The 24,217-nt window shown below is 45.9% G+C and carries 16 protein-coding genes and 2 pseudogenes; 8 read left to right on the plus strand and 10 right to left on the minus strand.

Going from position 1 to position 24,217, the window contains the following annotated elements; all coding sequences use genetic code 11:
- Positions 1-83: 83 nt before the first annotated feature.
- The 4 genes and pseudogenes from KUA49_RS08650 to KUA49_RS08665 all read right to left on the minus strand — a co-directional run.
- Positions 84-1,478: pseudogene (locus tag KUA49_RS08650) on the minus strand (YfjI family protein).
- An 11-nt stretch (positions 1,479-1,489) separates the two neighbouring features.
- Entirely contained in the window at positions 1,490-1,858 is a 369-nt protein-coding gene (locus KUA49_RS08655) for a helix-turn-helix domain-containing protein (RefSeq protein ID WP_089542644.1), read from the minus strand.
- Between the two features lie 311 nt (positions 1,859-2,169).
- Positions 2,170-2,748, minus strand: a complete 579-nt coding sequence (locus tag KUA49_RS08660; RefSeq protein WP_318331590.1) for a hypothetical protein — start codon at positions 2,746-2,748, stop codon at positions 2,170-2,172.
- A 163-nt stretch (positions 2,749-2,911) separates the two neighbouring features.
- Positions 2,912-3,076, minus strand: a pseudogene (locus KUA49_RS08665) (tyrosine-type recombinase/integrase); the annotation flags it as partial.
- 290 nt (positions 3,077-3,366) lie between these two features.
- On the opposite strand from KUA49_RS08665, the gene KUA49_RS08670 reads away from it, so the two are divergent.
- Genes KUA49_RS08670 through KUA49_RS08680 form a run of 3 tightly spaced genes read left to right on the plus strand, consistent with a single transcriptional unit; the run spans position 3,367 to position 6,210 of the window.
- A complete protein-coding gene (locus KUA49_RS08670; RefSeq protein WP_318331591.1) occupies positions 3,367-4,596 on the plus strand; it encodes a tyrosine-type recombinase/integrase in 1,230 nt (409 codons plus the stop codon).
- A 31-nt stretch (positions 4,597-4,627) separates the two neighbouring features.
- Positions 4,628-5,851 carry a site-specific integrase gene (locus KUA49_RS08675; protein ID WP_318331592.1) on the plus strand — a complete coding sequence of 408 codons (1,224 nt, stop codon included), beginning with the start codon at positions 4,628-4,630 and terminating at the stop codon, positions 5,849-5,851.
- Positions 5,848-6,210, plus strand: a complete 363-nt coding sequence (locus KUA49_RS08680) for a hypothetical protein (RefSeq protein WP_118355074.1) — start codon at positions 5,848-5,850, stop codon at positions 6,208-6,210. The genes KUA49_RS08675 and KUA49_RS08680 overlap by 4 nt, the downstream gene beginning before the upstream one ends.
- 232 nt (positions 6,211-6,442) lie before the next feature.
- Here KUA49_RS08680 and KUA49_RS08685 read toward each other — a convergent pair whose 3' ends face one another.
- Both KUA49_RS08685 and KUA49_RS08690 read right to left on the minus strand, forming a co-directional pair.
- A complete protein-coding gene (locus KUA49_RS08685; protein ID WP_008628594.1) occupies positions 6,443-6,751 on the minus strand; it encodes a helix-turn-helix domain-containing protein in 309 nt (102 codons plus the stop codon).
- Positions 6,752-6,833: 82 nt separating this feature from the next.
- Positions 6,834-7,145: a helix-turn-helix domain-containing protein gene (locus tag KUA49_RS08690; protein ID WP_008656559.1), complete on the minus strand. Its 312-nt coding sequence runs from the start codon at positions 7,143-7,145 to the stop codon at positions 6,834-6,836.
- Positions 7,146-7,542: 397 nt separating this feature from the next.
- Here KUA49_RS08690 and KUA49_RS08695 point away from each other — a divergent pair, with 397 nt between their 5' ends.
- From KUA49_RS08695 to KUA49_RS08715, 5 genes are all read left to right on the plus strand, one after another.
- Positions 7,543-8,025: a DUF3408 domain-containing protein gene (locus tag KUA49_RS08695; RefSeq protein ID WP_318331593.1), complete on the plus strand. Its 483-nt coding sequence runs from the start codon at positions 7,543-7,545 to the stop codon at positions 8,023-8,025.
- A gap of 184 nt (positions 8,026-8,209) precedes the next feature.
- Positions 8,210-8,623 carry a plasmid mobilization protein gene (locus KUA49_RS08700; RefSeq protein ID WP_318331594.1) on the plus strand — a complete coding sequence of 138 codons (414 nt, stop codon included), beginning with the start codon at positions 8,210-8,212 and terminating at the stop codon, positions 8,621-8,623.
- The gene (locus KUA49_RS08705) at positions 8,620-9,570 is read left to right on the plus strand and encodes a relaxase/mobilization nuclease domain-containing protein (RefSeq protein WP_218413425.1); all 951 of its coding nucleotides are present in this window, start codon (positions 8,620-8,622) and stop codon (positions 9,568-9,570) included. Before KUA49_RS08700 ends, KUA49_RS08705 begins: the two co-directional genes overlap by 4 nt.
- Positions 9,571-9,605: 35 nt before the next feature.
- A complete protein-coding gene (locus tag KUA49_RS08710) occupies positions 9,606-10,358 on the plus strand; it encodes a hypothetical protein (RefSeq protein ID WP_218413426.1) in 753 nt (250 codons plus the stop codon).
- A 196-nt stretch (positions 10,359-10,554) separates the two neighbouring features.
- The gene (locus KUA49_RS08715; RefSeq protein ID WP_256624918.1) at positions 10,555-11,001 is read left to right on the plus strand and encodes a copper resistance protein NlpE N-terminal domain-containing protein; all 447 of its coding nucleotides are present in this window, start codon (positions 10,555-10,557) and stop codon (positions 10,999-11,001) included.
- Between the two features lie 62 nt (positions 11,002-11,063).
- On the opposite strand, the gene KUA49_RS08720 is transcribed toward KUA49_RS08715, so the two are convergent.
- Genes KUA49_RS08720 through KUA49_RS08735 form a run of 4 tightly spaced genes read right to left on the minus strand, consistent with a single transcriptional unit; the run spans position 11,064 to position 24,073 of the window.
- Positions 11,064-11,363, minus strand: a complete 300-nt coding sequence (locus KUA49_RS08720) for an RHS repeat protein (protein WP_119230276.1) — start codon at positions 11,361-11,363, stop codon at positions 11,064-11,066.
- A gap of 3 nt (positions 11,364-11,366) precedes the next feature.
- Positions 11,367-11,927: a hypothetical protein gene (locus KUA49_RS08725; protein WP_256624919.1), complete on the minus strand. Its 561-nt coding sequence runs from the start codon at positions 11,925-11,927 to the stop codon at positions 11,367-11,369.
- Positions 11,928-11,987: 60 nt separating this feature from the next.
- Positions 11,988-21,086, minus strand: coding sequence for a SpvB/TcaC N-terminal domain-containing protein (locus KUA49_RS08730; RefSeq protein ID WP_256624920.1), 9,099 nt, complete (start codon positions 21,084-21,086; stop codon positions 11,988-11,990).
- 17 nt (positions 21,087-21,103) lie between these two features.
- Positions 21,104-24,073, minus strand: coding sequence for a T9SS type A sorting domain-containing protein (locus KUA49_RS08735; protein WP_218413429.1), 2,970 nt, complete (start codon positions 24,071-24,073; stop codon positions 21,104-21,106).
- Positions 24,074-24,217 lie beyond the last annotated feature (144 nt).

A 24,217-nucleotide genomic window follows, 5' to 3' on the forward strand; every position in this document is an offset into this window, starting at 1 on the left:
TTTCTTTTTTTTATGTGGCGGTTCTGTCGGTTTTGTCGCTTTTGGTATTAAAACCGTCAAAAGCGACAAAACCGACAATACCGTCACGAGTTAATCTTTGAATATTCTCCATGCTTCTCTTTGCGAAATAGGACTCCGATGTTATCATTCAGAAATCTTTCCAATGTCCTTGACTTCATGTCGTTCTCTTTGGCGACATCATGAGCTTGGGCCGTGGTGAATGTTGCAGGAAGATGGTTGACGATTGCTTGTTGTTGAGTGGTGAGCATATTCTCGTTGAGGATATTTTGTACTGATATGGCAGAGTTCTTGAAATAATCTGTCAATCGGATGGCTCGCTCTACACTCAGCAGGTCGATGGCTTCCTTATCACATTCTCCACACGTCCATCGTGCCAATTGAATAATCAGACAGAAACGGATGATGTATATCTCCAACTTGCAATAGATGCTGACAATGGTATCATTTGTTTCATTGTCGCATTGCTCGGAGAAGTGATGCTGCCATTCATAGAGCCTTGCCTTAGCTTCTTCTGTGAATGATAAGACATGAGGCTCGATTTCCTGTTGCTCATTTATTGGACACTCCATATCAATAAGGTGTTGAATGATGGCTTGCCAATCTCGCTCTATATTCTCGGGCAACTCTCGGTCACTCCATCTCGCTTTCTGCTGAAGGTTAGGCATGACGAACAAAATGCGATCGATGAAGCCGTTGCTGGAGCGTTCGCCTTTCGCCAACTCACTAAGTATCTTCTTTTGGATGGTTCCGATTACGGAGATATAGGGGCGTTTAATGAAGATGGAACTCTTGGAACTTCTTCTGTTAGATATGGTTGTCTTGGCGCTAAAGACAGATAGCCAGAACTGTTCCTCTGAACCATTGTTATAGCGGTTGAAGTTCTTGAACCATGCAGACAACTCGTCTGTCCATAGGCATAAACCCCTCTTGTTCTGCGCATGAATATAGCTCAAGCCTTCTGGTGTGACATCAGAGACCAAGAAACGTTTGCGTACAGGTTCTTGCGGAAATCCATCCTCTCCATTTTCAATGCGTTCCTTGCGAGACATGCACATCTTTTCCTCAAACTTATAGTATTGCTCCTCGAACAACTTGTTTTGCTCATAGTCGTAATCGAGGAATGGCTTCATAGCGAAGCTAAGTGGGTGGCTCTTGTTGGCTCCTGGTCTTCCGATAAGAGCCATGTATAAGATAGGACTTTCAAGCCAACCTTGTTTCATCTGTGCCAAGTGCGTGTTGCCGATACCAACAGCCAATGCAGTGAGTATGGCTGCTGATATATAGTCGGTAGGAAAACTGTGGCATTCGTGTACCTCCTTGATGATTCTCTGAATCTAGGCAGGAAAGATGCTTACGGGAAACTGGCTACCTGATAGGCGAGTACTCATATCAATAGCCTTATCCATGATAATCATTGGATTGATGGAAGTTTCCTTATTGTTATTTAAAGCTGTCATTTGGCATAGAGTTAAAAATTATACATTGACTTGGGTTTGCGCTTCATTCCTCCTTGCATGGCTTTTAGCATTTCAGAATGGTTCTGCTCCTTGGTAGCTTTTCGACCATTCTCAATCCATGCAAGCAGCTCATCCTTATAGAAGTATAGCTTCTTACCTTTTTTATAGGATGGCAGAATGCCTTGGTTAACCAATCGATAAATGGTTGGCTTCGACTTCATTATAATAATAGCAGCCTCATCAATCTCAACCAATATATGGTTATTTGCTGATGATGTAGGTTGAAGTGCTGATACCATTTGCTTCAACTCGATAACTTGTTCTGTTAAATAAGAAACCGCTTGTGGTAACTTATCAAAGGTGATACTTTCATTTATCATATCTGTTCATTTTTTATTATTCGGGTACAAAGTAAATGAGTTATGTAATGGGGATAAATATCACTGAGATATAACCTCTGAATAACCGCTCAATGCTTATCAGCAACAATAATTAGTCTTGATTCCGCCTTGAACATCTAAGCTTGGTAGTAATTCAATGATGCAGGTACCTTCCATTCTTAACTTCCTTATAATAGTGGATATTTCCACATCAACCAGCGCATCAGCAAAAACTTGTTTTATAAAGGTTGCTGTATCAATGCCTTTCTTTTTGAAGAGATTTCCTATATTCCAAGCATAATGCATTAAGTCTATAGTACGAATAGCCTTATCAACAATGAATGATGTCTCATGTGTGTAGAGGCACAACACTGGAAAATAGCGATGTTGTCACAAAGTTGGTTCAAATGCTCCTCTTTCATGTAGGCAGCAAAAGTTCTTCTGGTATAATCGATAGCTGAGTTTAACAAGACCTTTTCCTTCTTGGCTTTGTCTTCCAATGCTTCCTGTCTCAACTGTTCATAGCTTGTAATACAAGAAGAGGCTTCATCTGCATAGACGAAAGTTACATCTTCCAGATTTAGCTCTTCTCCCTCGTCATATGTATTTGTTTCATTGATGACAATAGAAGACAGACGCTTTCTTTCTGTATTGTTTACTGTATTACAAAAGATATGCTTAAACCATGGGGCAAGCAATCGTACGATACTATCTAATGCATGGAGATAAACAACCATCAGTATGGTGGTTGAGATAACGAACGTCAAGTTGCAGCTAAAGGTGTCTACACCATATTGCATAGCTTCGTTGCGAACAAGTGCACCAATGATAGACATTGCACACAAAACCAATAAATGCTGTGTCAAAAATTCTTTTTTAAACTGTTTCATATTGCGTATTATTAATCATTTGTGGTGCAAAAATAGGAAAAACTGCAGAAACAGACACGTGAGTCACGCGTGACTCACGTAAAACTTTTAGGAGCCTTTAACTAAAAAGCCCGATATTGAACATTTTTTCAATATCGGGCACCATGAAATGAATGCAATGGATTTATTTAAGAGAAATCTTATTTGCTGTCTCTCTTTTCTTTGCGTTCACGAGGTCGGCATATATCTGTGTTGTGCTTACATTCTTATGGGTAAGCATCTTCGAAACCGTGTAAATGTCTGTGCCTAAGGCGATTTGGATTGTTGCATACGAGTGCCGGAAGCAATGCACAATTTAAGCAAAAGCAACGGAAAGTGAATATGAGAGGAATGAACTGCAAGTGGTTGAGAATGAGCAATATTTCATAATTCTGCCAATTGGCTGCAAAGCAAAGCCGAGCAGGATATTGAGTTATTTCAGTTACCAAACCGTTAGCGGTCAGTTACCGAAACCAACACTGCTAACGAGGTGAAAAACAAATAGTTTGTCACCAGTGTTTGTTGCACTGTTCTGCACAACTTTCAATGACGGAGAATGCTTACTGATTGATTATTTTTGCAAACTAAAAAAGTAAGCAGATGAAAGTTGAAAAATTCAAGGTGCTGCTCTACCTTAAAAAGAGCGGATTGGACAAGAACGGTAAGGCTCCCATCATGGGACGCATCACCCTTAACCGAACAATGGCGCAGTTCGGTTGCAAGTTGTCATGTACGCCAAAGTTATGGAATCCACGTGAGAGCAGACTTGACGGCAAGAGCAAGGAGGCTGTGGAAGTGAACGCCAAGATTGACAAGCTGTTGCTGGCAATAAACTCAGCCTACGAGTCACTTGTGGAGCGCAAGACGGATTTTGACGCAAAGGCGATAAAGGATCTGTTTCAATGCAGTGCAGACACTCAGATGACCTTGTTGAAGCAGCTTGACGCCATCATTGCGGACATTGAGTCAAGAATCGGCATCGACTACAAGAAAGGCACGCTGCCAAACTACCAGTACACTCGCCTGACATTGGGATTGTTCGTCAAGAAGCGTTATGGAACTGACGATGTGGCATTCGGTGAGCTTGACGAGCAGTTTATCCGTGAGTACATGGACTTTTGCTTGGACGAGAGAGGTCTTGCACTTGATACTGTCCGCCACTATCTCGCCATCTTGAAGAAGACCTGCCGAATAGCTTTCAAGGTAGGACACTCCGAGCGTTATCATTTCATGCACTTCAAGCTACCTCAAAAGAAAGAGAATCCACCAAAGGCATTGACACGTGAGGACTTCCTGAAAATTCGTGACCTCGAAATACCAGAGCGAAGAAAATCGTTGGCTTTGACCCGTGACCTTTTTCTTTTCGCTTGCTATACAGGCACGGCTTATGCCGATACTGTTTCTATCACGGAAGAAAACCTCTTTCGTGATGAGGAGGGTAGCCTTTGGCTGAAATACCACAGAAAGAAGAACAAGATGCTTGCACGTGTGAAGTTACTGCCAGAGGCGCTTGCCATGTTGGAGAAATACAAAGACCCGACAAGACCTACTCTTTTACCGCCACAGGAATTTCGAGTGCTGAGAGGTAACATGAAAAGTCTCCGAGTACTATCTGGCATAAGTATGGATTTGGTCTATCATGTTGGACGGCACAGTTTCGCATCGCTCGTTACGCTCGAAGAAGGTGTTCCGATAGAGACTATCAGCAGAATGCTTGGTCACAACAACATTCAGACCACGCAAATCTATGCACGTGTCACTCCGAAAAAGCTATTTGAGGATATGGACAAGTTCATCGAAGCCAACAGGGACTTCAAGTTTGTCCTGTAATATTATCACAAAATAAGAAAGGAACATAACAATGAGAAGTACATACAAGCAGTTTTATTATATCAACCGTGGCAGAGTAAAGGCAGACGGAACCACATCTATATTTTGCCGTATCACGATTGACGGCAAAGTGTCAGCCATAGCAACAGGTCTTTACTGTGCTCCCGAAGAATGGGACACGAAAAAAGGTGAAGCCAGGAATGCAAGAGTGAACGGACAACTGCAAGCGTTCAGACAAAGAATTGACGAAGCCTACGAGCAGGCAACAAAGGAAAAGGGCATCGTTACCGCCGAGATTCTGAAGAATGTTATTGTTGATGCAAATACTATCCCGATGACATTGCTTGCCACTGGCGAGGAGGAGCGTGAACGCCTTAGGCTGCGCTCCATCCGTATTAACTCAACATCTTCTTATCGCCAATCTAAGACATCGCAGCTCAACTTGCGAGAGTTCATCGGGTTACGAGGAATGAATGACATTGCATTTGAAGATTTGACTGAGGAATTTGGCAAATCTTATAAGTTGTTCTTGATTGGCAAAGGATATAGTGCATCCAATACGAACCATAATCTTTGTTGGCTGCAACGCTTGGTTTATATCGCTGTTGACAGAGGTCTGCTGAAATTCAATCCATTGGAAGATGTCGGATATGAAAAGAAAGGCTCACCAAAACGTAGACATATATCCAGAAATGACTTGCTGCTCATTATGGAGACTCCTATGGAGGATAAGGCTTTGGAGTTGGCACGCAGAATGTTTGTTTTCTCCAGCCTTACAGGTTTGGCTTATGTCGATTTACGTAACCTGTATCCACACCATATCGGGATGACGGCAGACGGTAGAAAATACATCCGTGAGAAAAGAGCAAAGACCAACAACGAAGCGTTCATTCCCTTGCATCCGATAGCTGAACAAATAATGTCGCTATACAATACAGCGGATGATAGCAAACCTGTTTTCCCTCTTTCTTCACGTGATTCCATGTGGTTTGAATTTCATTCACTCGGTGTGGCTTTGGGTATAAATGAGAACCTTACCGCACACGTTGCAAGACATACATTCGGAGTAAACATGGTTACTTCGGGCATATCAATGGAAAGCATCGCCAAGATGATGGGGCATTCCAACCTGCGAAGCACCCAGGTCTATGCCGTCATCACCGATGACAAGATATCCAAGGACATGGACAAGCTGATGCAGCGCAGAGAAACAAAAGAAACTGACCAGAATAAAAATAAGGAGGACGGGAAATGAACAGAGGAGTTATAACTATCAGCGAGAGCGGAACGGTATCCATGCCGACCGATACTGTATGGATGACCATGCAGGAGATTGCCGACATGTATAATGTATTCGGCTACTATGTGCGCAAGGCTGTCAAGGCTGTATTCAAGGACGGCATTCTGAAAGAGCAGGGTGTACGCCGTCATGTCAGGAAGAACGACCGCATCAGCTATGATGTGTATAGCCTTGAACTCGTCATTGCGGTAGCCTTCCGTATTGACAGCATTGAGAGCAGAGCCTTTCGGGAGTTCATCATGCAGTCCGTCATCGGCAAGCAGACAAGCCGCACTAAACTGGTCTGTATCTTTACAGAGAACGCAATGGCATAGAACAGCCATATAAAGCAACGTTCCTTGGAGGCTTTGCGCCTCCAGCCACTTGGGCGAACCACCGCAGTGTTTTAGCATGGTATTAGATTTTATACAGACCATACGGAGACCACTCGGCAAACACGACCAACTCGGTATAGCCAATAAAACGAGGCGACAACCTATAACAGCCACACTCGGTAAGTTATACGTTGTCGCCTTGTTCATTTCACACACTCATCAAGGAATTCTCCTACACACCTTTCATTCTGTACGCCTCACGATAGTTAGCCATCAGAATCTTCTGAATGTCAGACTCGCGGTAGAGTATCTTTCCGCCAAGCTGGATATACGGGATGACACCGTTGTTTCGGTAGTCCTGCAGGGTTCTTCGGCTCAGTTGCAGCCTGGCACAAAGCTCCTTGTCCGTCATGAACCGCTCACCGCCAAGCATGGGGCGGTAGTTCATCACGGCACGTTCAAAATTGTCAACCATTCGGTTGAGGTGGTTCACGATGTGGTTCATCCACTCGCTGTTTCTTGTCATTACTTCATTGCTCATAGTTGTCTCGTTTTATTGTTGATACTTACGTTACTCGGTTTACTTGCTGCTTTGGATTAAGTGGCTGTTGTATATTGACAGCCTAACCTGTGCGCTTGCGAAAGCGCATGTCCTTTTTCTTGTCCTCCACTACTGCTACGATAGCCATCACGTCCTCCGGCTTGTAGTAGGTCTTGTGGCTGATTTGCGTATAAGCCAAAGTTCCGTTGTCCCGAAGCGTCTGCACTGTCCGTGGGCAGATGTTGAGCGTCTGACACACGTCCTGCGTGTCGAGCCACTTGTTCATGGTCTTGTCCTCACTGCGCTCACGGATTCTGTCCATGCGCTTCACGAAGTTCTCCAACTGGGCATCAAGATAGTTGAATGCCTCTTCCTCGAATACGATGAATCCCATACTTTTCTTTTTTCTAAGTTAATACTATGTTATATGTCGCAAAGCTCCACGCATATGCTGTGCTCCACGTTTGTGAGTGCAAAGATAAGGCACGGCAATCTAAAAACAAGCGTTTCCAATTTCTGTGGCAGTATGTTGCCGGGGTTTGCCGACTTCAACGCCAAAAACAACAAGAAAAACTTGCACGACTGCAACGAATACATGAACAATGATGAGTTGAGAAATACGTTGAAGTTCTCACAACTATCTCGGTATGCAAATAAGCAAGCCACAACTAAATTGCCACGTTACACCCAATCAGTTGCATGGCTGCACTCAGTACACTTACTTTGCACCCGACAATCGGTCAATGGTGCAAACCGTGACCACTATACCAACAATTTAAACAATGTAAGTTATGGCAAAAACAAAAGATGCAGTCTTGACTCCTGGGCAAAAGGAGCTGATGGAAAAAGAGTATTTGGATTTTGTTAAACCATCTACGTATGGCAACAAAGCCAATCCAAGTAGTTGTAATTCTCTCTATGATGATGTAGAGAACCCAGAGTTGAGAGCAATTGTAGAGAAAGTTGCTGCAACAACTCCCTATAGTGAGGAAACATCAACGAACGAGGCTCAATCGCCACCGAATCCGCAGAAGCGCATCAGCGGCAAGCAGCGCAAGGCGACATTGGAGGAGTATCAGCAGACCTTCCTCCAAGTTCCAAGGATTGACGACCGCAAGCCAGTCTTCGTCAGTTCCGATGTACGAGACCGTCTTGACCGTGTCGTCCGCATCCTCGGAGGAAGGCGCATGAGCGTATCGGGCATCATCGAGAACATCGTGCGCCACCACCTAAGCCTTTATGAAGAGGACTTCGAGGCTTGGCGCAAATTGTGAGAATTAAGGTCTGCGACCTTGGACGTGGATAGCTGAAAGGCTGTAGTTCCAACTAACGTGTTCTGAGAGGGAGCGAGGTTATGTTTTGGGAACCCCAAAACGCCTCGCTCCACCATGAGGGCGGAGATTTTTTGCTCCCGACGGTCGCAGAAAGTGAGTGTACCAACTATAAACAGTGTATCGAATGACAAACGTACAGGAACAAGACAAGAGAAAGGGCGGAAGACCGCCCACAGGCAGGGTTCGCAAGCTGTCGAAGTCTGTCACGGTGAAGTTCTCGAAGCCAAGCTACGAGGCACTGAGGCTGAGGGCGAGAAAAGCCAACCGCAAGTTGGCGGAGTACATCCGTGAGTCCGCCTTGAACGGCGAGGTGGTCAGTGGACACAACACTGAGACGATAGCCATCGCCAAGAATCTCATTGGCATGGCGAACAATCTCAACCAACTTACCAAGCTGTCGCATCAGAGAGGTTTCCACGAAACCCATGTATATGTGGTGGACTTGTTGAGAAGATTGAAAGCAATCCTTGGCGAGTATCGCCAAGCAAGTTATAAACCGAAGCCAAGCAGTATGGGCAGAAAGGAGGATACACCATGATAGGCAAGCTAAAGAAAGGCAGCTCATTTGGTGGTTGCATCCGCTATGTTACAGGCAAGGACGAGGCGAAAATCATCGCCTCGGATGGTGTGTTACTCGGCACGAATGCCGAGATAACGCAAAGTTTCGAGCTACAAAGGCAACTAAATCCAATGATTAAGAAGCCTGTAGGGCACATAGCTTTGAGCTTCAAGCCCGGGGACAAGCCACGTTTGACGGATGAATTCATGGCTAAGATAGCCCTTGAATACATGCAGATGATGGGCATCACCGATACCCAATTCATCATCGTAAGGCATCACAACACAGACAATCCACATTGTCATATCGTGTATAACCGCATCAACAATGAGAGCAAACTCTTATCAGACAGGAATGATTACAGGTGTAATGAGCAAGTGACCAAGGCTCTTAAATCCAAGTATGGATTTACCTACGGAACGGACAAGAGCAATACTAATACTCGCAAGTTACGCAATGCTGAGCGTGCCAAATATGAGATTCACAATGCTGTTAAGGACGCATTGAAAATGGCAGATAGTTGGGAAAAGCTCAGAAGCGAACTTGCAAAACGAGGTGTTCGCTTGGAGCTTGTCTATAAGGACAAGGAGAGAACCAAGGTACAAGGCATCCGATTCTGCAAGGACGGATATAGTTTCAAGGGTACGCAGATTTGCAGAGAATGCAGCTTTGGCAAACTGAATGCGAGATTAGAGGGAACGGAGAACCTTTTATCAGCAAGAGCCAAATCTGCTCAGCAATACGAGCAAGGCAATAACAAGAACAACCAGGAGCCATCCATATCGGAGAGCAGTCAAGACCCTTGGGACGGTATTTCTTCCATAGGACTTTTTGCTCCTGCCAACGCTCAGACCTTTGAGTCTTTCCCAGAGGATGAATCAGTCAAGAAGAAAAAGAAGAAACGCAGAAGAGGCTTTAGCCTTTGATGCAAGTTACAAACCATTCAAACAACAAAAGAAATATGAAGGAAGAACTATTGGAAGCCATCTACGGCACAGTTGAGAGATTGGAGCAGAAAGTCGATGAACTTTCTGCCTCACCAAAGAATACAGAGGCGGAAAGCACTCCAGTCTCTGTAAGTGTTAATATAAGCAAGCTTGAAAAAGCAATCCTTGCTATGGCTGTAAAAGAAGGGGAGTCTATTGACAAATTGGCAAGATTAAGAGAGGCTATCTGCATCTTTACCGACCTTACCAAGAAAGAAGCAAGTAACGGAGAACAGCGAAGCAAACTCTTGTTTGATGCAATTAATCAGGTGAAACAAGAGCTGAATGCCACATCAAAAAATGTGCAGGACAAACTTCACGCAATGGGTAATACACCTCTGAAGAAAGTTGTGACTCATCGCTTCGAGCCAACTTCAAAGTATGTTCTTCTTTTCATTGGTGGCTTGGCTCTATCTCTTGTTCTCTCCATTTGGGGCAATCTCACCCAATGGCGAGAGCGCCAAGATTGGGAGGAGGCAGATTTGAAGTATCGGGCTTTGAAGATGGTGCTTCCATCCGACGACCCCAATGTTCGATACATCGAAAAGAATTTTTCTGTATGCCCAAATAAAGAAGTTATTGAGAAAGTGAGAACTCGTGTAAATATTTACGAGAACTCAATTCGCTACCATAACGAAATGATACAGATGGCAGCAATTAAAGATAGCATTGCTAATAGCCTATTTAAAGAGGCGAATGAAATTAAAAAGAAAATTAATCAGAAATAATAGACAACGACCATCTGGCACAAGCGCATTCTTCGCTTTGATAAAGTAAAGACGAACGGTCTCCGTATCGTGTTTGATAGTGCAAGAACTTGTCCATGCATCAGCAACATAGCAGAATACTGACTTTTCATTAACTCTCTCGTGTCCGTGATGCCACTTGCTTGACATTGCGGACTCTTTTTCTTTTATGGTAGCTATGAAGAGGAAATTGATAATTATAGCAGTTTTGGTTATCTCACTTGTTGCATCTTATATCTTATGTGAAACGAAACAAAATGATGCCGATATTGATCCTGTTAAAGTCGAAGAATATACGGCAGACTTAGAAAACAGTGTTGACTTGGATTCCATTGCAGGAACATATTGCGGTGTATTGCCTCCTAATGTTGAAACAATACTCACGTTAAATGCTGATGGCACCTATCGTTTGAAGCAGAAATCTGCAAACGATTCGGATAGCTGCGAAGTATTGAACGGAATCTTCAAAGTGCTTGACGGCAGTATTCTGATGCTTGAACATCCGTCAAGTGGTGACAATATATTTTATAAGGTGAAGAATGACAGCAGCATTATTCTGATAGACTCGTTTGGGAATGAACCAAGTGCGAAGAAAGCGAAATTGTATGTACTTAAGAGGATCTAAATATATATATAATAAAATCCGTGGATTTTATTTCCACGGATTTTATTGATTGTCGTAACTAATTAATACTTCACGTTATTTTCTGGATGGTCGGGATAGCTGATACCCGTCAGACGGTGGTAGTCGTAGGTATAGGCAATCATCTTGCCTTTCTCCGCCATGTTCGCCGTCTGCTTGGTGAGCACGCTGCCGAGCGGGTCATAGGTAAAAGGAGGCGTCACGTTGCCCTCGGTGTCCGTCACCCTCACGAGACGTTGGATACCGTCGTACTCGAATGTGGTGGTAATCTCACCATCCGGGGCCACTATGCTGGATGAACTTTGTGAATTACCTATGTCACAATATGACTTGGCAAGAAACAAGTCTTATTTGGTTTCATATATGAATTCTATTGTTTCATAGTGTTTCCTATATTCTTTTTTTAATTTTACGACCCTATTATTCTTATCATAAGTAAAGACACATGTATATGAAATAATGACGTCAGACATGTTTGGCTTATATGTATAACTATATTGAGTAATAAGACAATCCCTGACTATAATTTCAATACTTAACACATAGTCAACACTGGCATCAAGATATGTGTAATACTTATTGATATTTTGTATAGAAATCTTTTTTTGTTCCCCTATTGGCTTTGTAAATGACAAGATTTCGCTTGGGTCATAACTTGATAAAATATCAGCAATAACACATGCATCCTTATATATGACCTCGGGATATTTTAGCTTTATTCCATAATCTGTTAGGCTATTAGATTGATTTAAAAATATCTTTTGACGCGTTTTGTCATCTGTGGACAATTTAATCAATCTACCCTTTTTATTATATACCCCGATTTTTTTCCCGTGTAGAAATAAACTTCTCTCTAACTTATAACCATTACTTAAAATGTTTACAACAGTCTGTGATTTCAATTCCAAACTGTTTAGAATTGAAATCACAGAAAGTATTAATATCGCACAAAATCTCATTACTAATTTTTATTTAGTTCCTTTCCAAAAGATAGTTCTTCCGTATACTGCTGTTGATTGTAATCTTGTTTTTCCAGCATTCATATTACGTTTGCCGTCATTAAAATGCGTTGGAGCAATGCGAATTTGAGGTGCTTTAAACGATTTTCCAACATTTTTCTTCCATTTTGCATAATGCCCATCGGAGATTTTCCATCCCATAGTGTTCATATGAATTTCGAATCTACCTGTGCTTCTACGCATGTCATTTGAAGAAAATTGGGCTTGTTCTGCGCCATCCCACATTGTTGCCCCATAGCTGTAATCTGTGCCACCAAACAATGCATTAATTTCTGCCGCTATTGCTGTTCGCATGAGAGGTAATTCATTTCTTTGACTTTCACCTTTTTTACGAAAGTCTTTAGCTGGCTCAGAGTTTACACCATAAGCTTTGGAGTTTCTTTGATGTACACTTGCAATTGCATACATCTCTTTCATCATTTCATCACTTGGTTCGTCTTTTTTATTTCGAACGAGATATGCACTACTCTCCCCATAAACGGCAGATGCTTGTCGGACAAACTTATCGTAAGATATGTTTAACAATTTTGCATTTTTTGCATCATTAACTAACCCACTTTTGGACTTACTAACATTCTGAGCTGCAAAAACCTTATTATCGTTCTTTCCATCCGAACCTAACCAGATTCCCTTTTCATTAAAATAATCTCCCATCCCATCTGGATCGATTAAAATAAGGGGATTGTTATGACAAAATCCATATGTTGTAATGTTTGGATATTCTTCTTCCAAAGGATCCGTACTCATCCACATACTCAGCCTCGGTTCATAATATCTCGCACCATAATAGTACATACCTGTCTCTTCATCAAATTCTTTTGCATTGAAGAGATAAGGCGTGTTCCATACATTGTTGCGTTCCTCTATGAATACCTCGCCGAAAGGCACATACTCGATGTGCTGCACGACCTCGCCGTCAAGATTGGTGATGTAACTACTGCTACCCAAGTGGTCAGGATGGTAGTAGAACTGCATCTTCTCGTATGTATCGCCTTCTTGGAAGTTGTTCTTCGCTGCTCGTGCCATAGCACGTGCCTGCGCAGCCTCCAAGCTGCCGTCATTGCAACAGAAGCCCTTGCCATCGACATAGTCGTTGTTGTCCTCGCCATTGTACGGCACTGCAAAGGTTGCATAATTATCCTTGATAACCTGCAACTGCTGAGTATATTTTCCCTTATAATCAACAGACAAGCCGTCAGTTTCGCTACCTGCATACTGGATGCGGCGTGGGTCAGAACCGTAAGAGTCAAAATCACCAATCTTGGAAACGACACGCTGACTACCAATGTAGATATGCTTGGTGTAGCGTCCGCCTTGGTTGGCAACGAGGTAAGGAGATACATACAATGAGAACTTGGCGGTGTTCGTGCGACCTCCAGCAAACTCGGAGTTTACATACACCTGGTCACTTTCGCCAGAAGTCTTCACCGTGCGCTCACCATCAGCATCGTACCAATAATTGGTTACAAAGCCATTGTCATCAGAAGCAAGAAGACGATTCTCCTCGTCCCACTTGAGCTTACGCTCTGCGGCTTTCTCGTCAGCAATACCGTCCTTCTTTGTGCGGCTTGTATTGACATAGACAAGATTACCATTGGCATCATACTCATAGGCATGGCTGTTGTTCACATTCTCGCTCTCCGAAGGCGTCTCCTCTGTGCGGTAGTTCACATCCTTCACATTGGCGAGTTGGAACTTCTTTCCTGTATCAGTTCCATAGGTGTACGACAAATCATAGCCAGCATTCAATGTGCCGTTGAACTGCACATTGTTCTGCGTGAGAATCTGACGCTTCGATGTGATACGGTGCATATTGTCGTAACCCATCGCAAGAGTATAACTTGCGGTCTTGTTGTCCGCACCAGTATAAGTGCCAGTTGCACTGACAAGACGGTAAAGAGCATCGTATGTATAGGTATGCGCCATCTGTCCGCCAGCCTTACCACTCTGAGGCACTGACGCACCGTTTACTACGCTGAGCACATTGCTCACCGCATCATAAGTGTAAGCGTTATCCATAATGGTGTTGCCACCACTGTTTACCGTGAGGTTCTGCAATCTGCGACGCTGTGGGTCGTAGGTGTAGAAGGTCTCAGCACCGTTGCAATACTTCAAGTATGTGCGCTGCTCAAACTTGTCATAGCCTATCTTGCTCACATAGTCGTAGCCGTATGACTTGTAGCCATGAACCTTTTCAAGCTGACCACCGAGATTGTAAGAATAGGTTATTTTCTCCTCATCAGGATAAATCATCTCCAACAGACGGTTGTGGCTGTCGTAAGTCCATTGCGTCACGTAGGTTGCTATTGCCTGGTTTGGTACAATCATCGTGCGACGAGTCTTGGTGACTTCACCCATCTTGCCATAGAAGTATTCAATGGCACCTGTTCCGTCCTCACGGAGCATCAATCTACCGATACGGTTCTGAGAGGCGTTGCGACCACCATAGTAATACTTCACGTTGTTCTCCGGATGATCTGGATAGTTGATACCCGTCAGACGCTGATAGTCGTAATCGTAGGTGATGAACTTGCCTTCCTTCGCAAGGTTGGCAGTCTGCTTTGTAAGCACATTGCCGAGAGCATCATAAGTGAAACTTGTAATGCCGCTTGCAGGATGGTTCACCTCGGTACGGCGGTCACCCATGTCGTAAGTAGAGGTCGTTACATTGCCCTCCGTGTCGGTGACACGAACAAGGCGCTGTATGCCGTCATACTCAAACGAGGTGGTAATCTCGCCGTCAGGACCGCTCTTCTGGATGGTCTTCAAGGTCTTGCCACTGCCATTGGTATGGGTAGTCTGCACATTATGGAGTGCGTCTGTTACGGTTGTAACAAGTGCATGACTGCCGTTGTCAACAGTATATGCCGTAGTTGTCGTAGAGTTGTCCGGCAATGTCACTGAGGTAGCACGGTCGAGCACGTCATAAACAGTAACCGTTGGAGATACATTGTCAAATGACTTGCTGAACGTTGATTTCGATCCAGTTCCTTCCGTTGTAGGATAGAAAGACTTTGCCACACGTCCGAAAGCGTCATACACGTTTCTTCCGCTGACTATCATCACGTTCTCGTCCTTGGCAGAGTTTCCCTTGGATGCACTTGTCACAACACCGTCCTTCTTCACCTGCACGGCTCTTCCGAAACCGTCAACGAATGTAACGGTCTCCAAGTCATCGTTAGGGTGCTGGATGTCGTAGTGCTTGGTCACTGCGTAAGCAGGAGCGGTAATGCCACTCTCACCAAAGGTAGCCAAAGGCTGATATTCAAAGGCGATGGCATAAGGCACGCCCGTAGCCAACTCATTTGGACCACGCACGCCAGTGATGCGACCGAGGTCGTCAACATCAGTCTCATAGTAGAAGTTGTTGAGGTCACGATGCTCCTTGGCAATACCATAGCGATAGTCAAAATTGCCTTGCTCGCTGCGGTAGCCCCACGCATCGTCAATACGCTCCACATACATGTTCATTTCCGGCTCATAGCGGTACTTGTACCACATACGCTGTCCCTTGCCGTTGGCAGGGAGGGTCTTCTGGATGATGTTGCCGTAAGAGTCGTACTTGTAATCAGTAACTGCCGCACCGTCATTCAACTGCTGTGTAATCTGCGTGATGTGGTTGGCGTAGTTGGTATTATACTTCGCCGTCACATGGTGATAGAGTGAGCCGTCACCGCCAGTCACCGTAACATCTATTGGAAGTCCGAAGATGTGCTTGCTTGCATTGTCGGTATATTTGATAACGGTCGCATAATCGAACTTGCCGTTTCCGTCCTCGCCAAGACTACCCTTGTCGCTGTACTTGTAGGACTTCAACTCACCATGATAGCCATTGAGGTAGTACTCATTCCATGCCTCGGATGTAACCACACCGTTTGCCGCTCCCTCATACTGCAAGTTTGCCGTATAGCGGAGAGGTACGAATGCAGATGCACGGTCACTCCAAAGGTTCACGTCACGCTTTACGAACGTGTACTTGTCACCGTCAGCAGTCATATAATAACTGTCGTAACGGTTCTTTGTCTCCGTGTACTTGTTGCCGTTGGCATCCTCTACGGATGTGGCGGTAACATTGCCCTGCGTGTAGTAATTGGCTACATCGTAGTTCTCAACAGCCTGTCTGTAAACAGAATTGCCTTTCTCCGTGTCGAGGTTCTTGGTAATAACCTCACCGAAACCGAGGAACTCACGTTCATGGCGGTCACGTTTTCCGTCCTTGTACTCAAAGGCAGTTGTCATTACTGGACCATCGTCATGGATTCCGTCGTCAATCGTCAAGGCAGACATGACCCACTTGCCACCAGGAAGACTGTAGGTCGGAGTGGTGTGGGCATAGTCCAATGTGAAAGTTCCGCCCAAGGAATTGGTGACAGACTTCAACATGTTGGTTCTGCCAATGGCAGAGCGTGTAACCTTTAACTCGCTTTCCTTCTCAGATTCAACGATGTCAAGATAACCGTCACCATCAACATCCTGCAAAGAGTAGGTAGGACGATTGATACTGTGCGAGGTTGATGCACCAGGGTTGGTTGAAATCTTAACAACCAATAACGGAATTGTTACAGTGAAGGCTGCATTTGCAGATTCTGATGTGGACGCAGCCTCACTCAAAGCATTTACGCCTTTCCAACTGATAGGCTCATCAAAGCCGTTACCAGTGTTTAATGCAACAGTGATACCGTTATCGCTCTTCCACACCTTATCAGGAAGACCGTCAGAATTGATGTCGATAAGGTTGTATTCCTCTTCACTCTCAGATGTTACAATGTCTATACCTGCGGAGAAACTGCCAGAAGCTATATTTATGCAACCTCCAGCTCCAAAATTATAAGAAAGGCTCTTTCCTCCCTGAATACGGTCAAGCCCCCAATCAATAGGCTCTGTAAAGGCATAGCCAAGATTTAATCTGACCTTCTTGTCGGAAAGAATCTTGTCAGGAAGACCATCACCATTGATGTCTATGAAAGCCTCGACAGATTCATCTGTATTCTTTGGCACACTACCTGATATAGATAATTGTGCCAACCAAGAGTTTTTAAGATTTTTCAGAGAAGCCTTGCTACTTGGAATCAAATTGGCAATATCAGATACAGATGATATAGGATTACCGCCATATCCCCATGCTTGTGAAGCATTGTCTGAGTTGTTCGAGCCGATGCCCTTGTAGATTTCGCCACTCAGTCCACCCAAAGAATTGGTGTATTGGATAGTACCGCCAGCGATGATGTCAGGGAAGCCGTCACCATTCATGTCCATCATGGTGACCTCAGTCTTGGCGCTACCACTTGCATCGTTGTGAGTGATGCCAAGCGCACCGCCTTGCACTACAGTGCTCTTGCTTGAAACCACTTGAGTTACTGCCGCAGCACCAGTACCTTGCAAATGTTCTCCTGCAAGTCCTGCCACCTCGGTATTGTTCTCCAAAGGATTAGAGAGAAGAACATCCTGCTCGGTCAGTCGGGCTGTACTTGCCTCCGTTGCCGTGAGATAGATGTCCTGTCGCTGACCGACCCATTTGTCCATGGAAGTCTGGTCTGTACCCAATGGGGTGAATGCCATCGTGAGCGGATCAACCTTATCATCCTCGTTCTCCGGCAATTTCAGCAATGACTCGTCAATAGGCTTGGCATATCTGCCCTCTGCCGCATTATAGACAAAGCCACCCCAACCACGGTAGAGCATACCGAAGCCATTGTTATCGCTTTCTGCATAGAATCCAGCAGGAATATTTTCTGTTACAAGTCCCGCTGCATCTTTCAGAATGGAGACAGACGCAGAGGTCAAAGCTCCGTCAGAAATGGTTGAAGAATAGCTGTATTCAAACCAAATCTCCTTTCCGTCTAAGTTTGAAAGGCGTAAGGTATCGCTCTGCAAGATACCGTTCTGTATCTTGAATGTCTTTTTGCCGACAAGAACATCAACAGTCTTTGCAGTCAATGTCACCTCACCATTGAGGGCATTGTCAGAAAGTGCGAGTACTGGAGATATAACCAAAGCTGTGTCTGAAGCAGTGGTTAGATACGGCTTGCCCTCCTTCAAGGCATTTGCGAATGTCTTGTAATGTGCAGGAACTGCCATGATCTGCTCAACATTGGCGGAATCCTTGTAAGTTACGGACGCTTGCCAACCTATATTCTTCCAATCAACATTTGAGGTTGATGAAATCTCAAAACTGAAATTGGTCAGCTTCTCGATATTATCCAAGCTGATGTTCAGAGAGTCGCCATCTGAAACCTCATTTGCTCTCAATGTACGTGCAAAGACGGTCTTCTCGATATAGTTTGGATTGTCATTGCCCTTACTGTCCTTCTTGTCGTTGCTTCCAATGATGCAAAGGACAACATCGTCGGTTGTTACAGGTTTATGGAATATGCTGTGGACTTCCACGCTTGCGCCATTCTCAACATTGGCAGAGGTGTTCACGTCATAAATGGCACCATCCTCTGGCTTGTACTCTGTTGAAGAAAGCCCGTTAGGCAAGATATTTGACTCGCCAGCGTATGTAATGGTAGGCGACCAGTTCACCTTATCAAATGAGCCGTTGCTTGTCTCCTCAGTGCCAGACTGCACACGGAAATAGATTCTGTCACCACGCTTGACGGCAACAGATGATACGGCTGCGCTGTATGGACTGTTGTCACCCTTGGCTATCGTCTTGTTCCAAAGTTCATTGCCTCCCTTTTGGATGGCAACCCTCACACCGTCCGCTTTTTGGTATTCGTCAGCGTCATAATCACCAGTCGGAGCGACAAGGCTCACTTGACCTGCCACGTTGACAGTTCCATCCTTTGGTGCTTGCCATACACGCACGATGTCCTCCATCGGTGAGTTCTTGATGGCTTCCGCCTGCTCATCCTTACTGATCTCCATGACAGAAGTGTCAACCTTGCCACCATAGATGATAGGGCTTGGGGTATCGGCACTGCTCAGAGTGAATGTAGGCACGGCATTGCCTGCCTGGTCAAACTCCAAGTGGTTGAAATATACCTTTCCGTTTGAAACGAGGTCAACAAGACCGTCACCGTTGATGTCGCTGAAATATTGTGTTGTCTTTGTTTTGGTCGTGGACTTATTCGTTCCAACAACAGCAGTTAAAGTATTCCAACCGACAACGGCATTCGCACCGAAAGAGTTTGTTGAACTTTTAGATGTCGAGAAACTGCTAATACCTTTTACTTTGATAGGTTCACTATATACAACCTCTCCGTTGTCTGTCTTAATCTGTGGTCGGTAATATACCGTACCGCCAGACTTATACACCTTGTCAGGAAGTCCGTCACCGTTCAAGTCAACGAGCGCTGAAAGTCCCTTGCTTGTATCGCTTGAATAACTATATGAACCACCTGCAGTATTGCTTTTCCAACCACTTTCATCATTTACACCCACACCTGCATAGAAAGAACCACTGACAGAGGAGCTTGTCGTGCCGCCGAGTGCCGTAGGCTTGTCGCTGAAACGCTTGCTGACAGTCTTCAATGGATTGACGAAACCTGCGTCAAGTCCGTCATCGTGCGTGTTCCATTTCTCGGAATCGTCCTTGAACGGAACATATCCCTTTTCAGCCTGCACATCATCATAATAGTCGAAGTTCTGGAAAGCCACTTCCTTTCCTGTGTTGTCGTACTGTCTGACACCTGTAAGCATTTCCTTGTGGAATGCACCTTCCTTGTAGTCAAAGGCATAGCTGCGCAATGTCTCGCCCTGGAAATTCACGGTCACTTTCTCCAACAGCTTGTTGGAGGAGGCGAGGAATCCATAGCGGGCATTGTTGGTCTTTACCTGCTTTACCTTGTTGCCATCAAAGAGTACAACGGTGTGCGGTTCCTGTCCTGCATTACCTGCGTGAACCTCCTTCAGATATGCAGCCTTGGCCTTCAAGCCGCCACGCACATCCTCATCCACGATGTCATATACATATTCTATATAGTCACCGTGGAGTTCCTCGACACGTTTCAGCTTCCATTCGGCAATCACCTCACGGGTATTGCCCGAAGCATCGGTGACATTGCCCTTTACAACAGCTCCGTCACCACCATAGATGTACTTGACACCCTGCTTGTCTGTAACCTCCCAATAATAGTTGGCAGGACTGTCACCCTTGCGGATGATACGGCTGAAATCACCGCCTTGGCGGGTGTAGAACTGGCGGTCAGCCTTTCTGTTCATCTTCTCGCCACGGTGTGCAACTCCCATCTGTCCGTTGTCATCCATAGTGGAGAGCATTGAACCGGACAAGAGATAAGTCTCCGTCTCTTTTGACTGGTCATAACGAGGCACGCCCCACCGGGTGTCAAGCGTAATGCTTGGCACGCTGACGTTCCAACCCTCGCCAAGCCAACCGCTACCGCCCTCGCTGCTGTACTGCAAGCCAAGGCTTGGCTGCATACCGTTTCGTGCTGGCGGCATCTCGAACGGATACTGCAAGTTGGCAGAGCCACGGTTGTTTGCGCTTGGAGGCGCAATGACATTGAGCTTCGCCGTCGGGTCAGCCGCCTTGATGTCGTTCATCATCGTCGGGGCAAAGCCTTCGGTCTGCGGTGACTCCGGGGCCTGTATCACACCGTTGATCATGTCGGTGAAGTGGGTCGTCTTTGAAACGACACACTCTTCCTTCTTGTCCACACGCACACGCTCCAACGCAACCCAATGCTTCTCGGCCGGGTCGTAGTAATAGGTACGGATGTCGTCCTCGGTATAGCCGCTTGGTATTCTCGTGCGGTCATACTTTATCTTGACAGTCGCGCCCTCGCCTGTGAAGTGTGTTCCGTGAGGGAGAAAACGGTAGCCATGTCCTCCTGCCGTGACATTGGTCATGGCGAAGTCAAGCTCGGGAACATTCTCCTCTCCGATAGAGTTCACGGAAAGGCTTCTGTTCCGAATGAGGTCTTTCTGAAGAACGACCAGTTTGCTACCTCCTACGGAGATACTGTCAGAGACACCCTTCTTGAAGAGTTTTCTCACGGCTGTCCCGTCCTTTGCCGAAAGGGACAGTGTGGCGGCAAGCAGTAAAACCAATGCCCACGCCACCTTCTGTATATAATTCTTCATGCGTATCTTCCTTTAAGTTACTTTACTGAGATTTTCCTTGTATGCTCCCCATTCTCGGAGATTGCCTTCACGACATACACACCCGATGCGGGAACCTTGAAGTCGGCTTGCTTGACGCTTTCGCCTGTCATTTGGCGTGACACTACCAGTTTGCCTGATACGTCAAACACCATCAATGTGGCTGCAGCAGGCTTGTCCTGTGTGAGTTTAGCCTCGTAGATGCCTGTAGTAGAACCGTTGCCATTGACAGTGAAATTCTCGTCTTCTCCAGAAATGAAGGAGTTGTCTGCCTGTCTGTCCGAGCTGCCCACATGGTTCTCCCTTGCCTGTGTTCCGTTAGGCATACTTGCATCACACTCGCTGCCGACATAGACGGTCATCGTTGTCGTACACTTCTTGGGTGTTTCTATCTGCACGTTGCCCCTTGTGGTGAATGAGGTTACAGGCGTACCGTTTACGGTAAGGTCTGTGATATGTGTCTCGCCCTTTCCGTACTTGATGCAGAACCGCCATGCACGAAGTGACCAGACATATTCATGATGCACGGTCTGTCCGTTCAACTTGTATGTGACCTGCATATTGCGGACTGTAACACTGAGCACATCGCCAGGCTTGATGGTGACATATTTGGTTAGGCTTGTATATCCACCGGTTATGATATGCGCCTTGTCGCCCCGCACGTCGAAGCCATATTGGGTGATCTCGTCCGTGAGGCTTGGCTCCAATCCCACACGGTAGTTTGATTTTGTATCGTTCACCGTCCATGAGATGTCGCCAGACAGATAGGTCCTGGTGTCATGCGAGTATGAGGTGTAGAGTGCGTTGCCAGTGGCATAAATCTCGTTGCCTCCACCTTGTGATACGGACAGCGCATAGGCGCCGGGGGCAAGATTCGTGATTCTATGCGTGTCACCGAAGAATGTTCCTCTGGCAATGGTTTCTCCTTTTACTTTTCCTGCAACGGTGTCAACGCTGAGCACATAGGAATAGACTGGTGTACCGATGTTGATGCCGATGTCGATATACCCGTCATTGCGTGGAACTCCATTCTCGCAACTTGACGGCGTAGGAGTGGCATCATAGGAAATGCCGTCATAATAGGCGAATGTGAACACATCGCTTCCGCTTCCGTCTGCATCCCATAGGATATTGCGGAATATGGTCTTGCCCCTCGTCATATCAGGCTTGGAGCATCTTATGTTGCTATTGCTGTTGATGTCGAAATCACCTTCACCGCTTGGGTCTATGAGCATGACGGTACGCTTGCGGCAATAGTCCGAGAACTCCCTGTCCGGCGTGAGGGCATAGCTCAACTCTGCCATATAACCGACATCATCTATTCCTCCTGTCCTCAAGCCTGCCATGTTCAAGGCGGACTCTGCTCCTTCCGTTCGGATAATGCCCACATTTGTGTCTGTGTCAGTTGCATCCGAAAGGGATATGGTTCTTGTCGCACTTCCTGTTCCGTCAACACGCAGATAGATGTTTTTGCCTTCCTTGCGGATAGAGATGTCCGTTCCGTCAACATCCGTGGCGATGTATGAATTTGAGACCGCTCCGTTGATGATCGGATAAACAACTCCAGCATTGGTGAACCGGAATCCATACTTGCATGTGCTGCCACCGATGCTTCCGAAGCCAACGTCAAAAGTCGGGTGACTTGTCGGACAGGTGAACTCAAAAGCACCGCCACCTCCAACAAGGGCTGGGGTCGTGGCATAAGCTCCGGAAGCGGCTTTCTCTTGGATGATATTGTCAGTAAAGCCATTCCTTGACACTTCAAGTCCTTGCGCAGTCCATCTTGCCACTGTACTGTCGGGCTTTGACGGCACGTTGGTCTTGACCATCCATGTACGTTTCATGACATGCCACAGGGAATCTGTAGGTGAGGTATATGTTGCAAGTGCCACATCATCGTCGCCCCAGAAAGTAAAGCCTCTGTCCGGCATCGGATTGCCGTTTTCACGTCCCATGACAAGCAGACGGGAAGCGGATGAAGGGTTGTATGGATTTGCGTCATGATAAGTTCCGTTCTCCTTCAAGGCCGCATACACCGGACTTTCCTCATATGATGTTGCGGAAAGCGGTTGGGAGAGACTTCCTGCCATGTCGGTTCCAACAGCTGTGACCCTATGGTGGTAGGCTTGGTTCTCCGCCATATCCCAAGTCAGGTTTCCGTCGCTGTCAAGATACGAGCCTTTGAGGGTGATGCCGTACTTTACCGCCAGATAGCTCTCCACTTTTCTGCGCTCATCGGGTGTAAGCATCCTGCTGAAAACAATAAGCTCAGGGACATATCCCCGGATGGAAGCATTACCGAAGAGCGAGGTCGGGAAATCCGTACCGAAACTGCCAGAGGTGGAAGGGGTTCCGATGAATAATGTGGTGTTGGAGTTGTCTCCCCACAATGTCGTTGAAGGATTGCTTACCTTGAAGTAGGACACAACTCGCAGAGCGCTTTCCTTAAAACCGTTCTCGGACAAAGAATCACTTGATTGATAAAGCAGGTCTTCACCCGATGCTGAACCATAGTCCAGTGGTTCAACACCTCTACCCCTTACGGCTTTGTCCTTGCTCAGAATGGCTCCGTCGCCCTTGCGGCCGTCAAGAGCATAGACAACCATATCCTTGCCGATGGTTGCCAGTTCCGGTGCAAAGACACCGATGACGGTAGCCTGTGAGAGGTTGCCGTGTTTGAGTTTGGCACTCAGACTACGAAATCCGTCTGCGAGCCAGAGACTCGGATTGAAGTTGAAGTAATGGACTGAACTGTTCGGAAGAGTAAGTTCAGACTTGACGCCACGGCTGTCCAATAGCATCAGCCGTATGGAATCCCCAGAGAAATCCTGCCAACGGTAATAACCTTGCAGGTCTGAGTTCAAAGGCGCAGTCTTGAACCACAGTTCGCTTCCGCTGACTCCTCCGGGCGTTTGTGCGAAACTGCCGAGAGCGAAGCCTAACAGTAACAAAGAAGTAAACTTTCTCATGCGCTGTCAATTTGGAGTGTTTGAAAAATATAAAAACGTATGCCTCTGCCGCGCAGGGAGAGACCAGTGAGAGAGAACGGACTGTTGCTACGGAGAAGAATTGTGATATAGGCTTGCTCCGTAAGGTCCTAATGTCACGTGGCA

The sequence above is a fragment of the Segatella copri genome, assembly GCF_019249655.2.
Classification (GTDB): domain Bacteria; phylum Bacteroidota; class Bacteroidia; order Bacteroidales; family Bacteroidaceae; genus Prevotella.